This window comes from Vibrio sp. YT-15 (assembly GCF_033337445.1).
In the GTDB taxonomy this organism is placed as follows: domain Bacteria; phylum Pseudomonadota; class Gammaproteobacteria; order Enterobacterales; family Vibrionaceae; genus Vibrio; species Vibrio alginolyticus.
This window is the reverse complement of sequence record NZ_JAWOQR010000004.1, coordinates 147,670-163,297: the sequence shown is the minus strand read 5'-3', so window position 1 is coordinate 163,297 and position 15,628 is coordinate 147,670. Positions and strand designations below refer to the sequence as shown.

15 protein-coding genes and 1 riboswitch are annotated in these 15,628 nt (G+C 42.7%); of the genes, 8 read left to right on the top strand and 7 right to left on the bottom strand.

The window, feature by feature from the left end:
- Positions 1-245: 245 nt before the first annotated feature.
- Complete coding sequence (locus tag R7D93_RS09865) at positions 246-1,619, top strand: carbohydrate porin (RefSeq protein WP_213868003.1); 1,374 nt, start codon at positions 246-248, stop codon at positions 1,617-1,619.
- Positions 1,620-1,682: 63 nt separating this feature from the next.
- Here the strand turns inward: R7D93_RS09865 and R7D93_RS09860 are convergent, their stop codons facing one another.
- Positions 1,683-2,669, bottom strand: coding sequence for a LacI family DNA-binding transcriptional regulator (locus R7D93_RS09860; RefSeq protein ID WP_225496434.1), 987 nt, complete (start codon positions 2,667-2,669; stop codon positions 1,683-1,685).
- 235 nt (positions 2,670-2,904) lie between these two features.
- On the opposite strand from R7D93_RS09860, the gene R7D93_RS09855 reads away from it, so the two are divergent.
- The 3 genes from R7D93_RS09855 to R7D93_RS09845 all read left to right on the top strand — a co-directional run bounded on the left by R7D93_RS09855 (position 2,905) and on the right by R7D93_RS09845 (position 6,919).
- The gene (locus R7D93_RS09855; RefSeq protein WP_213876888.1) at positions 2,905-4,344 is read left to right on the top strand and encodes a sucrose-specific PTS transporter subunit IIBC; all 1,440 of its coding nucleotides are present in this window, start codon (positions 2,905-2,907) and stop codon (positions 4,342-4,344) included.
- 165 nt (positions 4,345-4,509) lie between these two features.
- Positions 4,510-5,433 carry an aminoimidazole riboside kinase gene (locus tag R7D93_RS09850; protein WP_213876890.1) on the top strand — a complete coding sequence of 308 codons (924 nt, stop codon included), beginning with the start codon at positions 4,510-4,512 and terminating at the stop codon, positions 5,431-5,433.
- Positions 5,434-5,464: 31 nt separating this feature from the next.
- The gene (locus R7D93_RS09845) at positions 5,465-6,919 is read left to right on the top strand and encodes a sucrose-6-phosphate hydrolase (protein ID WP_213876892.1); all 1,455 of its coding nucleotides are present in this window, start codon (positions 5,465-5,467) and stop codon (positions 6,917-6,919) included.
- Positions 6,920-7,045: 126 nt separating this feature from the next.
- Here R7D93_RS09845 and R7D93_RS09840 read toward each other — a convergent pair whose 3' ends face one another.
- The gene (locus R7D93_RS09840) at positions 7,046-7,579 is read right to left on the bottom strand and encodes a dihydrofolate reductase family protein (RefSeq protein ID WP_154204224.1); all 534 of its coding nucleotides are present in this window, start codon (positions 7,577-7,579) and stop codon (positions 7,046-7,048) included.
- Positions 7,580-7,678: 99 nt separating this feature from the next.
- Here R7D93_RS09840 and R7D93_RS09835 point away from each other — a divergent pair, with 99 nt between their 5' ends.
- From R7D93_RS09835 to R7D93_RS09820, 4 genes are all read left to right on the top strand, one after another.
- On the top strand, positions 7,679-8,245 hold the full coding sequence (locus R7D93_RS09835) for a TetR/AcrR family transcriptional regulator (protein ID WP_213876893.1): 567 nt from the start codon (positions 7,679-7,681) through the stop codon (positions 8,243-8,245).
- Positions 8,246-8,461: 216 nt separating this feature from the next.
- A complete protein-coding gene (yghU, locus tag R7D93_RS09830) occupies positions 8,462-9,319 on the top strand; it encodes a glutathione-dependent disulfide-bond oxidoreductase (RefSeq protein WP_005373705.1) in 858 nt (285 codons plus the stop codon).
- Positions 9,320-10,502: 1,183 nt separating this feature from the next.
- Positions 10,503-11,672 (top strand): D-alanyl-D-alanine carboxypeptidase family protein, encoded by a 1,170-nt coding sequence (locus tag R7D93_RS09825; RefSeq protein WP_047102741.1) that lies wholly within the window; start codon positions 10,503-10,505, stop codon positions 11,670-11,672.
- A gap of 211 nt (positions 11,673-11,883) precedes the next feature.
- A complete protein-coding gene (locus tag R7D93_RS09820) occupies positions 11,884-12,291 on the top strand; it encodes an SPOR domain-containing protein (RefSeq protein WP_005373701.1) in 408 nt (135 codons plus the stop codon).
- 50 nt (positions 12,292-12,341) lie between these two features.
- On the opposite strand, the gene R7D93_RS09815 is transcribed toward R7D93_RS09820, so the two are convergent.
- From R7D93_RS09815 to R7D93_RS09795, 5 genes are all read right to left on the bottom strand, one after another.
- Complete coding sequence (locus R7D93_RS09815; protein ID WP_005373699.1) at positions 12,342-12,815, bottom strand: peroxiredoxin; 474 nt, start codon at positions 12,813-12,815, stop codon at positions 12,342-12,344.
- Between the two features lie 126 nt (positions 12,816-12,941).
- Positions 12,942-13,958, bottom strand: a complete 1,017-nt coding sequence (locus R7D93_RS09810; RefSeq protein WP_213867594.1) for an adenosine deaminase — start codon at positions 13,956-13,958, stop codon at positions 12,942-12,944.
- 89 nt (positions 13,959-14,047) lie between these two features.
- Positions 14,048-14,147, bottom strand: a riboswitch (purine riboswitch).
- 237 nt (positions 14,148-14,384) lie between these two features.
- Positions 14,385-14,525, bottom strand: coding sequence for a PA3496 family putative envelope integrity protein (locus R7D93_RS09805; protein WP_213961400.1), 141 nt, complete (start codon positions 14,523-14,525; stop codon positions 14,385-14,387).
- Between the two features lie 50 nt (positions 14,526-14,575).
- A complete protein-coding gene (locus R7D93_RS09800; protein WP_213876894.1) occupies positions 14,576-14,785 on the bottom strand; it encodes a hypothetical protein in 210 nt (69 codons plus the stop codon).
- 240 nt (positions 14,786-15,025) lie between these two features.
- On the bottom strand, positions 15,026-15,235 hold the full coding sequence (locus R7D93_RS09795; protein WP_005373691.1) for a cold-shock protein: 210 nt from the start codon (positions 15,233-15,235) through the stop codon (positions 15,026-15,028).
- Positions 15,236-15,628 lie beyond the last annotated feature (393 nt).

Sequence of the window (15,628 nt, the reverse complement as noted above, 5' to 3'; positions counted from 1 at the left end):
TTAATGATTTTTCTGTAAGTAACACAATTGAACGTGATAGAAGTAACAAAATGGCCTCTTAGCGGTAACGTTCCCGAAAAGTTTATATATTATCGCCCTCATTGATACAAGTAGTAGAGACGCTCTGAGTCTGAGCGCTCTCAAATTCAGGCTTTAGATGGACATTTAAAGTCACCATAAGTTTGCGATTTTTCTTGGGAACGTTTGCAACATGCCTAAGTATAAATTTACGTGAGACTATGGAAATGAAACTACACACTTTGACGATGGCAGTAGCGCTTGGACTGGTTACTGCACCTGTATTCGCAGCAACAGATGTTGACGCTCTTGAAAAGCGAATTAATGAATTAGAACAGAGACTTGAGCAGACAGAAAAAGCATCCACAGAAGCAAATGAGAAAGCCTCAAGCTTTGAGTTTCATGGCTACGCTCGTTCCGGGCTACTGATTAATGACGATCTGAATGGTGCAGTGGGTACTGGTCCTTACATGACGGCAGCTGGTGCTATTGGCGCTCCAGTTGGGCGATTAGGGGTAGAGGATGATCATTATGTGGAAGCAAACCTTATTCACAAACGTTTTGCAGATGATGGTTCCAGCGCATTGTTCCGAATCATGTTGGCAGATAGTACGGAAACCAATAACGAATGGACGGCGAGCGAGAGTCAATTAAACGTTCGTCAGGTATATGCTGAGCTAAACAAGTTGAGTATGTTCTCTGAATCAAGAGCTTTTGCTGACGCGACGTTTTGGGCTGGTAAACGATTTGATCGTGATAATTTTGACATTCACTTCTTTGACTCGGATATTGTTTTCTTATCTGGCACTGGTGCTGGTGTGTATGACGTCCAAATGAGCGAATCATGGAAAGCAAACTTCTCGATCTATGGTCGTGATTTTGGTGAGATTGATAGCTCGTCAACGGATGTTGAAAACTATATCGCGACAATGAACAACCGCTTCGGTAATTGGCAATTGATGCTGAGCGGCATGACGTCAGCTGATAACAATGATCGCGTAGAAGGAGCAGCGGACAAAGGTTTACATGCGATGTTTGCCTACCATGGCGATAACTTCTTTGGCATGAGTGAAGGCTTCTCTAAAACCGGTATTTTGATGGGTGATGGACTGGGAGCGGAACTTAAAGGCATCGGTTCAAACGGAGATTTGTTAGAAGACGCAAAAGCCGTACGCTTGTTCAGCTATGGTGTAACACGCATCGGCGACAACTGGCGTGTAGCACCTGCGTTGCTAGCAGAACACAGCCAAGATCGCTTTGCTAAAAATGATGAATTTACGTGGGCATCGTTCAACATCCGCTTAGCGCAAGAGTTTACGCAGAACTTTGAGATGGTTTATGAAGGCTCATACCAATACATGGACCTAGACAATGCGATTGATAAAGCAAGTGGCAGTTTTTACAAAGCGACAATTGCACCAACGCTTAAGATGTCTACCGCAGCAGGTTTCTTTGACCGTCCGGAGCTACGTTTTGCTGTTAGCTACGTTGATTGGAACGAAGACTTAAATGGCTACTCGATTAGCCAGGATGCGGGCGCTGCAACGATGGGTGATGGTGGTGAAGTTCTGTTTGCACTGCAAATGGAAACTTGGTTCTAAAGGGATCTAACCGACAAAGAGTAATAAGAAAAGCGCCAACTGATTTCAGTTGGCGCTTTTTCATTAACAGGACTGACGCTCAATTGTTTTGAAGGTTAGTACCATCTTACTCATTTCAAAACTTCTGTTGGCAATTCTATCTAGTAGCAGTTTCGCACCATTTTCACCTGCTTTATCAAATGCATAGTTAAATGTTGATAAGGTTGGGGTGCACACTGATGCGAGCTCATCATCACCAACTCCTAGCACTAAAACGTCTTTACCCGGTGTTAACCCGAGCTCTTGAATCGCTCTCATCGCACCAATAGCAATACGGTCTGTCGCACAGAACAAGCCATCTAGCTTAGGGTTCTTTGTTAAATGTTGTTTTGCCAATGAATAGCCAGAATCGATGGTAAAGTCACCACGAGCATGGAAGTCGATCTCAAAACCATGGTGTTGCAGCGCTTGAACAAATCCTTCAGAGCGTTGCTTATCTACCGCGATATCGTCACCTTGCACACCAATAAAACCCATAGTTTGGCAACCTTTTGCAACCAGTCTATTTCCCGCTTCAAACCCTACTCGTGCGTCATCATGAATGATGCTTGGAATGTTAAACATGGAACCATCTTGACCGACGAGCACAACTGGAACGGCTGAGTTTTGAATTGCTTTTACCAGCTTGGAATCGAGGTGGGTGGCGTAAAGAATGATCCCTTCAACCCGTTTTTGGTTAAAGATCTGAATGTATTCCAGTTCTTTTTCGTGGGCTTGGTGAGTGCTAGCAAGTAAGACATGTTTCCCGGCTTTTTCAAGGACATCGGTTAATCCATCCACACCTTGGGATGTGGCATGAGAGGAAACCCGAGGAACAATGACACCAACCAGATTGGTCTTTTGAGATTTTAGATCTTTAGCGACTTGGTTCGGCACATAGCCACACTCCGCTACTGCTTGGCGGACCTTCTGTTTTGTCGCTTCTTTTACGCCATACTCATCGTTTATAACCCGTGACACTGTTGATTTTGATACGCCAGCCAGACGGGCGACATCATGCAGACTCGCCATTGTTCCTATCCATTCTGTTTTTCGTTTTTGGGATTGTTTGCAAAGAGAAGATGAAAAGCTCTTTGATAAGTAGCGATTCTAACCTCCTATACTGCTCTTAGGGAGAGAATTTGACGATCATTCTCACATTCTCTCTGCTTTATCTTTGATCATTTGGTTTTATTGAGCAAAAATCTGTTTTGCAAACGTTCCCGAAAATTTCGCAAGCTCAGATAATAATCCAATGGGGTATGAAATGAATTATCCGGCAGTAGCAAAAGAGTTGTTAACTCTATTAGGTGGTAAAAGCAACATCACCGCACTTGCGCATTGTGCGACACGCTTACGCCTTGCCGTTGCAGATGAGCAAAAAATAGATGAACAAGCGATTGATAACCTTGAAGGAGTAAAAGGGCAGTTCAAAGTTGCGGGTCAGTACCAAATCATTTTTGGATCAGGCATCGTAAACCAAGTTTATGCAGAAATGGCGAAGTTGACGGGGATGAATGAAATGTCCACCAACGACGTTGCGTCTGCTGGCGCAGAGAAACAAAACATTGTTCAGCGCGCGGTGAAAGGGCTGTCTGATATTTTCGTCCCAATCATTCCCGCAATCGTCGCTGGTGGTTTGTTGATGGGTATCTATAACCTATTGACTGCTCAAGGCTTGTTCATTGATGGCAAATCTTTGATTGATGCCAACCCAGGACTGACAGACTTGGCGAACATGATCAACACGTTTGCGAACGCGCCGTTTGTTTACCTGCCTATTCTGCTGGCATTTTCAGCCAGTAAGAAGTTTGGCGGTAACCCATATTTAGGGGCGGCGCTAGGTATGTTGATGGTTCACCCTGACTTGCTGAATGGTTGGGGATTCGGCGGCGCATCTGTGTCTGGCAACATTCCGGTTTGGAATATTCTTGGCTTTGAAATCCAAAAAGTGGGTTACCAAGGTTCGGTGTTACCGGTTTTGGTATCGGCATTCATTCTTGCGAAGGTTGAGCTAGGCTTACGTAAAGCCATACCTTCTGTTTTAGACAACCTTTTAACGCCATTACTGGCGATTTTCATAGCGGGTTTGCTGACGTTTACTGTCGTCGGTCCGTTCACGCGTGATATCGGTTTCCTATTGGGTGATGGTCTGAACTGGCTATACAACACTGCTGGCTTTGTTGGTGGTGCGGTATTTGGTCTTATTTATGCTCCGTTTGTTATTACTGGTATGCATCACAGCTTCATTGCGATTGAAACTCAACTTCTTGCGGATATTGCGACGACGGGTGGCACTTTTATCTTTCCTATTGCGGCGATGTCTAACGTTTCTCAAGGAGCGGCAGCGTTGGCGGTGGGCGTGATGAGCAAAGATAAGAAGATGAAAGGTATTGCGATTCCATCTGGTGTTACGGGTTTGCTGGGTATTACAGAACCGGCTATGTTTGGTGTTAACTTAAAACTACGTTACCCATTTATTGCGGCAGTTTGCGCTGCGGCGTTATCAAGTGCGTTCATCACAATGTTTAATGTGAAAGCTCAGGCATTGGGCGCAGCTGGTCTTCCAGGCATCATTTCCATTACGCCAGAGAAGATTGGGTACTACATCGCGGGTATGGTGATCGCGTTCTTGACCGCATTTGTTCTCACCATTGTTCTTGGTATGCGTGACCGCGCTAAAGTCGGTAGAAAAGCAGCGGCTTAATCTGAACTCCTTAGGGGTGGAGTCCCCCAAAATCCACTTCTTTTCCTAAATGTTTGGGGTGCTAGCCAAGCACTAATGGCTTGGCTAGCCTTTTTCAATTTTTACTTGGTAGTGAAGGTGTTCAACACGTTGGACTATCAGGGCTTTAATTTCAAGGTAAGCAAGATGAATCAAGTGTGGGTAACTGGTGATGCTGTTGTCGATCTAATACCGGAATCTGATACTTCTTTACTCAAATGTCCCGGTGGTGCACCAGCGAATGTCGCCGTAGCTATTGCTCGTCTATCTGGTAAGAGTGCGTTTTTTGGACGTGTGGGTGATGACCCATTTGGTCGCTTCATGCAATCAACGCTCGATCAAGAGGGCGTGAGCACGGAGTTTCTCGTTAAAGATCCTGAGCAAAGAACATCAACAGTGGTGGTGGATTTAGACGAGCAAGGTGAGCGCAGCTTTACGTTTATGGTAAAACCGAGCGCTGATCAGTTTATGTCTGTTGAAGACATCCCAAACTTTAAGCAAGGTGACTGGCTACACGTTTGCTCAATTTCACTGGCAAATGAGCCAAGTAGAAGCAGCACGTTTGAGGCGATCAAAAGAGCAAAAGCCGCTGGTGGTTTCATTAGCTTTGACCCTAACTTGCGCGATGAAGTGTGGCAAGATCAATCAGAGATCCAAGCTGTCGTGATGAAGGCTGTAGCGATGGCTGATGTGGTTAAGTTCTCTGAAGAGGAGCTTTTGTTCTTAACTGACTCAACATCGATGGCGCAAGGTTTACAACAAATAGCCTCTTTGAATATTGCTTTGGTCTTGGTGACACAAGGTGCTAAAGGCGTTTGGCGCGTCTTTGAAAATCAGAGTGAGCTGATCACTGGTCAAGTCGTTAGTCCGATTGATACCACAGGTGCGGGTGATGCTTTTGTCGGAGGGCTACTGGCATGTCTGTCTCAGCATGACGATTGGAAAAATCATCCTGTTGTTAGCTCTGCGATTCAATGGGCAAATGGCTGTGGTGCATTAGCGACGACGCAAAAAGGCGCAATGACTGCGCTTCCTACCCAGACAGAGTTGCTGCAATTTATTGGGCAATGATCTCCAGATCCAATTTCAGTTGAGAAAAATTATGAGCTTAAACAACCGTTGGACTGTAGAGCAAAGATATCGCCGACTTGAGCAAATCCCTCAGTGTGATATCGAAGAAATGACACTTTCACGTCAGCAAGATAAAGGCTTTCCTAGTTTTCATATCGCCCCTAGATTTGGGCTGTTAAATGACCCAAATGGGTTGTGCTATTTCAATGGTGAGCACCACATCTTTTACCAGTGGACGCCTGTGGGACCAGTCCATGGAATGAAGTATTGGTACCACCTTTCTACTAAAGACTTCATCCATTTTACTGATCATGGTGTGGGTCTTCATCCCGACCAAGACTACGATTCACATGGTGTCTATTCGGGCGGTGCTTTGGTGGAAAACAACAAGGCTTTGCTGTTTTTTACTGGTAATAAGCGTGACCAAAACTGGAATCGAATTCCAACACAGTGCTTTGCCACCATGGATTCAGATGGCAACATTGAAAAGCATGGTGTGGTCATTGAGAACGAACATTACACGGAGCACTTTCGTGATCCAAAAGTTTGGAAGAAAGGCGACGACTATTTGATGGTGGTGGGTGCTCAAACCAAAACCGAGCATGGTTCAATGGCGCTCTATCAAAGCAAAGATTTGAAAACGTGGCAGCATAAAGGTCCAATTAAGACCAAGTTTTCTGACCTTGGGTACATGTGGGAGTGTCCTGATTTCTTTGAGATTAATGGTCAATCGGTGATGCTGTTTTCTCCACAGGGCGTGAGCAGTAGTAATCCTTATGATTTCAAAAACATCTATTCTGTCGCATATATCGTGGGTGATCAGTTGAACCTAGAGTCGATGACTTTAGAAAACCACCAAGATATTTTGCAGCCAGATTATGGGTTTGATTTCTACGCCCCACAAACCTATTTAGATGAGAATGGGCGTCGCATTCTTATTGCATGGATAGGGTTGCCAGAAATCGATACACCATCGGTCACACACCAGTGGGCAGGAATGTTGTCTCTTCCTAGAGAACTAACGTTGAAAGATGGTTTTCTTGTTCAAACTCCGCTCCCTGAGCTGAAGAATTTAAGAAAAGAAGAGGTGGTCTTTGCACAATCCCATACACTGGAAAGCACCAGTTGTTTGATCCAACTAGACCTTGAGGGCGATGGCTTTGAACTTGAGCTGAGTAACCTCAAAGGTGACAACATCGTCTTTAGTGCGACAGAGCACGAGTTTATGCTGGACCGTCGTCATATGTCTCATTTGTACGCAGAAGAATTTGGTGGTATTCGAAAAGCACCAAGATTGGACGCTAAGCAGACGATTGAGATGTATATCGACAATTCTGTCATCGAGATTTTCATTAATGGCGGCAAACACACGATGACCAGTCGTTTCTTTATTGATGACCTCAATACGGTAACGTTGAGAGGGTTGGAGCAAGCAAGGCTTTTCCCTTTGAAAGGTATTACAGGCTTGTTTGAGTCATCTTTATAATTGGTCATATCAAGCGGAGTGCCTTTTGATATACGAGCCTTTTGATATAACAGCTCCTCAGTAGGCATCAAAAACGCCCTTCATATCTCCATGAAGGGCGTTTTTTGTTCAAAATACCTAGGTAGATTATCTTTCACGCACGTAGGTCGTTTGAACTAAAGTATCCAAAACAACTTCACTCTTGGTGACTTTGAAGTTTAGCGGTTGTTCTAAATCCCCAAATAGAGGTGCGCCGCCGCCAAGTAGGATAGGGAAGCGCGTGATCACCATTTCATCGATAAGATCTTCTTTCAGGAAGTTCTGAATCGTCACTCCGCCGTCGATGTAAAGATCGTTAAAGCCTTTTGCGTTTAGCTCCGCAAGCACATCTTTTTGCTCGCCTTTTACTAGAAAGACTTTGTCTTCGTAGCCTTGTGGCACTTCTGTCATGGTATTGCTGAGTACAAACACAGGTTTGCTGTATGGCCAATCGCAATCAAAGCTCAGTACGACATCTAGGGTGTTGCGCCCCATTACCAAGCCATCAATACGCTCCATCAGTGAGAAGAAACCAGTATCAATGTTGTCTGGATTTGGTACTGAATGTAGCCAGTCGAGTTTGCCCTGCTTATCTGCGATGTAACCGTCCAGACTGGTTGCAATAAATACGATATTTGCCATGAGTACCTCATCAAAATGGTGATGCTTGAGCCAAGCTAAAGTATGGTTTAAAATTAATTCTACAATGTAGAATAAGTGTGAGTTTATCGAGAAGATCAAATGTCTGTCAACGAAAAGAAACGCGGGAGACCAGCCGCTAAGCAGTCGCAGTTAAGCGCAGAAAGCATCCTAGATACAGCTAAGTCATTGATGAAAAAGGATAGCAAGGTACCAAGTATTCGCTCGTTAGCGACGCAATTAAATGTGGATCCTATGGCGATCTATTACTACTTCAAAAACAAGAATGCGTTGCTTGAAGCGTTGACCACATCGCTGGTGGAGGAAATTTATCAACCGAAAGTGAATGAAGATTGGCAAGGCGAACTCAAAAATTTGTGTGTTAGCTACATTGAACTGCTGCGTGAGTACAACGGGTTATTGCAAACCATGCTGAGCATGACATCGTATGGCCCTGCTCAAGTGTTTACCGAGCGCTATCAAATCATTGTTCAGCCTTTGGCACTGTCTCCGCAAGTGGAGAAAGACAGTTTGGATCTATTGGCAGATTACCTACACGGGTTCGCTTTCTCGATCAGTTGTTGCCACGATACGAGTTTGATTCAGACGGAGATGATGGATGGGCCGTTGAATCTGATCTGTTCTTCGTTATTGGCATCTCGAACCTAGTTCACATTATCGCGACGTTTTTACTTATAGCGTGAAAGAAAATCCCATAACCAAAGGTTCTAACTAAAAGAGATTGCAGGACTTTTATTTGGCGAATTCGACCTAATATCTTGAGTATGCCTAATCGCAGTTGGCGAAGAGGTGATGTTAATAATGCTTGCTGGCGCGTAAGACCCGTCAGTTTGAAGATGCATTCAAACACAATAAGGGAAAACAATGGCTAACGAATACATTCCACCAAAAGTTTGGACAAACGATAATGAAAACGGCGGTCAGTGGGCGAGCATCAACCGTCCGGATTCTGGCGCACGTCATGAGCAAGAGCTTCCAGTTGGTGAGCACCCATTCCAACTTTACTCAATGGGTACCCCAAATGGTCAGAAAGTGACGATCATGTTTGAAGAGCTTTTGGCGGCTGGCGTAACGGCAGCAGAATACGATGCATACCTGATTAAGATTGGCGATGGCGACCAGTTTGGCTCTGGCTTTGTGGCTGTTAACCCAAACTCTAAAATTCCGGCATTGGTTGACCGTTCGGGTTCTGAGCCAGTGAACGTGTTTGAATCTGGCAACATCTTGTTTTATCTAGCAGAGAAGTTTGATCATTTCTTACCAAAAGAAGGCGCTAAGCGTGCTGAGGTAATGAACTGGTTATTCTGGCTGCAAGGTTCTGCGCCATATCTAGGCGGTGGTTTTGGTCACTTCTACGCGTACGCACCAGAGAAGTTCGAGTACCCAATCAACCGCTTTACAATGGAAGCAAAACGTCAGTTAGATGTATTAGACAAGCGTCTTGCGAACAATGAATTCCTAGGTGGCGATGAGTACAGCATCGCTGATATCGCAACATGGCCATGGTACGGCAACCTTGTGTTGGGTCGTGCTTACGATGCGGCTGAATTCTTAGACGTAGAAAGCTACAAAAACGTTGTGCGTTGGGCAAAAGTAATTGATGAGCGTGAAGCGGTAAAACGTGGTCGAATTGTGAACCGTTCATGGGGTGAAGAATGGGAGCAGTTACCTGAGCGACACAGCGCAGAAGATATTGATAAAGTATTGAAACTTAAACCATAAGCAATCTTGGCCTAGCTACGTCAAATGAGTTTAGTTTTATCTATGCTTATACAGTGACCTTAATCAAATCTATAGCGCACCATATACGGTGCGCTATTTTTATTCTCATTTAGTCTCGAAATGCTAATTTATATCACCTCTTGAAGAGTATTTAGTTCGTAGATGAATCTTTAATGTATTTATATATTATGATGCAAAACAAAGCTCATATTTCCATGTTAAATATGGACTGGTCATACTGCTTTCTAATAATTAAATTATTTAAAAATTATAAACTGATTTTATATCCATTATAAATAAAATTAATGATAATTAATATTTGACATAACCACTAAATTTATGTGGAATATGCGGGTTGATTTGTTTTGAAGAAATAAAATTAATTTCTAGTACTTTTATTTAAGACAAGCTTAGCTTTTAGCGATGTTTAATTATTAATGCTTATATCATGAAAGAGGATATGTATGATGTCGTCGTTTGAGTCGTACTGGGTTGGGATACGTCAAAGAATAGCCGCACAAACCGAAGGTAACCGCAGTTTAAAGTCTCTAGTCATTAAAAAGCAGCGTGTGAACTTAAATAACAGTGGGTTATCCTTTCGCGCTAAGTCCGGATGCCTTATCCCTCACTGTTATACCAAGTTCTCTGATGAGATAAACCTAAAAACATCGAAAAAATCGTCTCTTAGTTTTAAAAAAGGAAAGCTGTATTTTTCTCCAGTTTAATAATAAATGAAATTTACATAAATTATAATATTAGGTTTTTAAATTTATCGATAATTAATTACGATTTTATGATGCGTTTTCAATATGTTTTCTTGGTAAATAATTAGCTGGGCTTATTGTTGATTGTTTTTGTTGTTTCCTATTTAGATATGGATAAAAGCTCAATTACTTTTCCTATACCAACTTACTCCCTGAATTGACTTGCGCGCTTTTTCTCCCCTCTCAAAAAACATAGCGTTACGGAATTATTTTCGCTCCTGTTTCATTCTTCAAGACGAAAGCTCTACCTACCTCTCATTATTTTCGACAAACATTGAGTAAAAGTAACCAATCGTAACAAGGTGGCTGTAACTGAGCGCCGTTTCAATATACTCGTTTTTTAACTAGGTAATCCCGCGCTTTGAATTCATTCGGGTACCGTTTGTAAGCCTTAAATGCTACTAAGATAAGATGTCATGATGAGAAAAAGTACTATATTACACACAGTGTTAATTACAGGGTTCGCTGCTGTATCCTCGTTGGCTTATGCTGCGCCTTCAGTTGTGCCAAATGCGCCGGAACTCAGTTCTCGTGGTTATGTTTTGATGGACTTCCATACGGGGAAAGTACTGGTTGAACGTGATGCCCACAAACGTTTAAACCCCGCGAGTTTAACGAAGTTGATGACTGCTTATGTAGCTGGTCAAGAAATTAATACAGGCAATATTACGTTGAATGATGAGGTTGTCATCAGCCGAAATGCTTGGGCAAAAAATTTCCCAGATTCTTCAAAAATGTTTATTGAAGTCAATACTTCCGTTTCTTTGTCTGACTTATACCGTGGTCTGATTGTTCAATCTGGTAACGATGCCAGTGTCGCTATTGCTGAGCATGTTGCGGGAAGTGAATCAGGGTTTGTGAGTTTGATGAATAGTTGGGCCGCCAAGCTTGAATTGTCTAACACGGCATTCACCAACCCTCACGGCCTAGACAGTGACGGTTTATATTCGACACCTTATGATATTGCCAAGTTGGGCCAAGCGATTATTCGTGACTTACCTGATATCTATCCGCTGTATAGCGAAACCTCGTTTACTTACAATGGCATCACTCAATACAACCGTAATGGCTTGCTTCGTGATCGTAGTATGAATGTCGATGGCATGAAAACTGGTTATACAAGCGGCGCGGGTTATAGTCTAGCGACTTCTGCAACACAAGGTGATATGCGTTTGATTGCCGTAGTGATGGGAGCGAAGAGTGAGAATGTTCGTGAATCAGAAAGCAAGCAGCTGTTAAGTTATGGCTTCCGCTTTTACGATACGGTAATGCCGACTGAGGCGGGTGCGGAACTTGCGAAAGCTCGAGTTTGGATGGGCGAAAAAGACGAGCTTACTGTCGGCGTAGCTAACGATGTGTATCTCACTTTGTCAAAAGGAGATGTAAAAAATCTGCAAGCGGATGTTGAATACAACGGTGATTTAGTTGCGCCAATTTCTGAGCAACAAGTGGTTGGTAAAGTGCTTTACAAAGTCGACGGTAAGGTCGTAAATGAAGCCGAGCTCGTTGCATTGGAGTCCGTGGAGGAAGGCAGTTTATTCAAGCGAATTTTAGACTGGTTTAAGCAATTGGTCGCTAGCTGGTTCTAAACAGTAGCGAACTTCTGTCTATATCACTCTATCTTGTTAATTTTCTATTAAATCAGTTTACTAAGGCGACCAACGTGGTCGCCTTACGTTTTTGGAATACTCGTTGCGTTAAAACGCAGGCCTTCTTGTAAGGGTGTGTTTTACCTGACCAAGAGCGTTTTGTGTTTTTGGGTGCGAGAGAAAAGAAACTAGAACAAGAATGGAGTGACACGTGCACAAGATTTTATCTTTGACATTGATTTTATCGCTCATGGGCTGCGCTATGCCTTACCAGCAGGAGGTCGATAGCGGCCAATGTGTTGGAGTCATGACCTCTCAGGATGCATATGGTTATTTAAACCCAAACCATTACACGATGCAGGTACTCGCGCTAAAGCAAGAAAAAGATGTGAAAGATTATATTCGCTATATCGATCCTAAGCATCCGGTTTGGGTTAACTGGAAAAACAGCCGAGGCACGCGTTGGTATACGGTAACTGTTGGTGATTTTAAAACGAAACAGGATGCCTACAATGCGCTTTCTTCATTACCAAGCCGTGTAAAGCAGTCATCCCCGTTTGTGCTGACTTTTGCGGAAATGCAGCGTAAGCAACAAACGAGTGTTGTGAGAATGCGTTAGCCAACAAAAAACGGAAGCGATGGCTTCCGTTTTTGTATTTAGGAGTAAGCTTAAAGCGCCGCTAAAATCGTTTCTGCTTTGCTTGCTTCAAACTCTTTTGGCTCTTCAACGTTAAGCTTAGTCACTGTGCCGTTTTCAATGATCATCGCGTAACGTTGTGAGCGAATACCACCAAAGCCGCCTGTATCCATTTCAAGACCTAATGCTTTAGTAAAGCTAGCGTCGCCATCACCCAACATCAGAATCTCAGAAGCGTTTTGAGCTTCGCCCCACGCTTGCATCACAAATGCATCGTTTACAGAAACGCAAGCAATTAAATCAACACCTTTTGCCTTTAGCTCATCAGCTAATACCACATAGCCTGGTAGATGAGCTTCTGAACAGGTAGGGGTGAATGCGCCAGGTACAGCAAAGAGTACGACTTTCTTGTTCGCAAACAGTTCTGTAACGTCGTGGTTAACCATACCATCGGCAGTCAACTCACTAAGAGTTGCAACTGGTAGAGCTTGGCCTTGTTGAATCATGATTCTATTCCTTTTTGTGTGCTAGTTTAGCTTTCTCAGTCTAGCGTTTATAAATGCGGTTAACCACAGAGTCTTTGTAGGGTTTTAATACCTACGCGTTTGACCTAAGGCGTGGCACTGATGCCTTTATTGCAACGCTTCGTGCTGGTTTACGTATTGGCTAACAAGGTGACGATATTTCGCCTTTAACTCGTTATCGATAAAGCTGGCATCAATCGCGTTCATTGTAAATTGGGCAAGTTCACTCTTACTCATTGGATGTGCGTTGTTGACGGCCAGAAAGTTATCCGTCATGTAGCCACCAAAGTACACAGGATCGTCTGAGTTAATCGTTACGGCGACACCTTTTCGTAGCAAATCCACAATATTGTGATCTTTCATATCGTCGAATACACATAGCTTAAGATTCGATAACGGACACACTGTCAGTGGCATTTGGCTTTCGATTAAGGATTCAACTAATGCTTCATCATCAACACAGCGAACACCGTGATCCACGCGGCTCACGTAAAGCATTTCAATTGCATCGCTAATATTTTGTGCGGGGCCTTCTTCACCTGCGTGAGCAACGGTAAGTAAGCCTTCTTCTACTGCTTGTTTAAATACGCGCTTGAATTTAGCTGGCGGATGACCTTGTTCTGAAGAATCTAGTCCAACACCAATGATCTTATCACGGTGTTTCAGAATAGCCTGTAGGGTCTCTATGGCGCTCTCTTCTGGAAGGTGACGGAGAAAACACGCAATAATTTGCGAGGTAATGCCAAGTTTTTCGTGACCATCTTTTAGCGCGCGAGCGATTCCATTGATAACGGTGTCAAAGTCTATGCCGCGTTCTGTGTGTGTTTGAGGGTCAAAAAAGATTTCGGTATGAATAACGTTGTCTTCTTTACAGTGCAGTAAGTATTCCCAAGTGAGATCGTAAAAATCTTGCTCCGTACGCAGAACTCCCGCTCCTTGGTAATAGAGGTCGAGAAATGATTGTAAGTCTGTGAACTGATATGCGCTGCGTAGTTCACTCGGAGAAGAGTAAGGGATCTCGATGCCGTTTCGTTTTGCTAATTTGAATAAGAGTTCCGGCTCAAGTGAACCTTCGATATGTAAGTGCAGCTCTACTTTTGGAAGACCTTGAATAAATGCGTTCATATTCCACCTTATGTGTATTGTGGATGCAGTTACTCTAAGAATAGGTATAGATAGAAATAAATCGAACGCTATCACAAAGAGTAAGACCCACGATGATCTCAACTCTTCGTAATCAGCACTTTGCGGGAACTGGTAGAGACCCCCAAACCATATCATTGGGGTTATACGAAGCAAACGAGAGGGATTATACGCAAAAATATCGCTTTGGCTATACGCAAATAACCTAGCTGTCATTAGTCACGGGGTTTCCTGTGAGCGAAACGACTATTTGCAAGTCACTTGAGTATAGAGGAGCCAGTTGTTTTTGCGTGTGTGAGAGGGACGTGTAATTAGAAGAGTAGTCTAAAAGAGTGGAGATTCGTTTGAGCAAAGGTAGGTGGCGGTACCTTGCACAACGATAAAGGCAGAGAAAGCACTAGAGAGCATTTATAGATCGAATAACTTATCAAATTCTCTTTGTTCCATAATGTCTTCTATGCGGCGTCGAGTTTTCTGCTTTACCGCCGCCGTGTTTTGTTCAGACTCTTTTTTGTCTTTTTCTGACTGCTTCTTACTTTTTCTAGCCATTGGATACCTTCCAAATTAGTTGCATTATCCATTAATGCATGAAAACTGAATCAGTTAACAGTAAAACTTCCTAACTTTGAACCTGAATCACAGAGAATAGTTCCAGATTGCGTTTTCTCACAATATTCAAAATCGATCATGAAGCTATGATAAAGAAGTTTCGGTAATACGTGTCTTCGTAAAATATCACCATTTAATTGATGTATTTTAGCGTTCCAAGAGGTTTGAGGTTGTTCTAAATTAAATTCAATTTCTAACATTTATTCTCCTGTTTTTTAGTGATTTTCTCTTTGTTAAGTAATTGATACCAATGCCTTTGACGGCCAGTTCTTTTTGAGGACATGATTTTTCCTATAAATAATAAATTAAGCAGTACTATTCAGTTTATTTTAGATAGCACAAAGCAATGCCTAAAATTAGGCTGAGTGATTGATGAAAGAATATTTTTGAAGGAGAGAGGTTTGGTGCAGCATGGGCATGCTACACCAAGAAAAGCAGTCTTATAGAGGAGTTACTTCAGTCGCTTGAGGACCTTTTTTACCTTGCTCTACATTGAAGCTTACTTTCTGACCTTCAGTCAGTGTTTTGAAACCGTCAGAAACGATAGCGTTAAAGTGTACGAATACATCTTGGCCGCCGTTGTCTTGAGATAGAAAACCGAAGCCTTTAGTTTCGTTAAACCATTTTACTGAACCAGTTACTTTAGACATAAAAATACCTTTGAATTAAACATAAAAATTATGATTTGTTTTGTGGATCTTTTCTAAGCTATTGAATGTTCAATCAAGAGGAAGTTGTACGCAGGTGTCTGAATTGGGGATTCAAGATTTTACTGAGAGGAAACTTAAACTAAATGTTGCATTAACAGCTCTCTTCTAAGAGCCAAGGCACACTATACACCTTGTTTAGAAAATAGCTACATTTATTTTAGATAAATTAAATGTGCTCATTATTAACTCGATAAATTGTATTGTTCGAAAAAGTTGAATAAGTAGAACGAATAGTATGGCTCATAATTTTAGCTCATCAACCTAAAATAGAACCTTATCGATAGCCATAGATTGAACATGCGATTTGCAAGCGGTCACAAAGATAAACTAGGA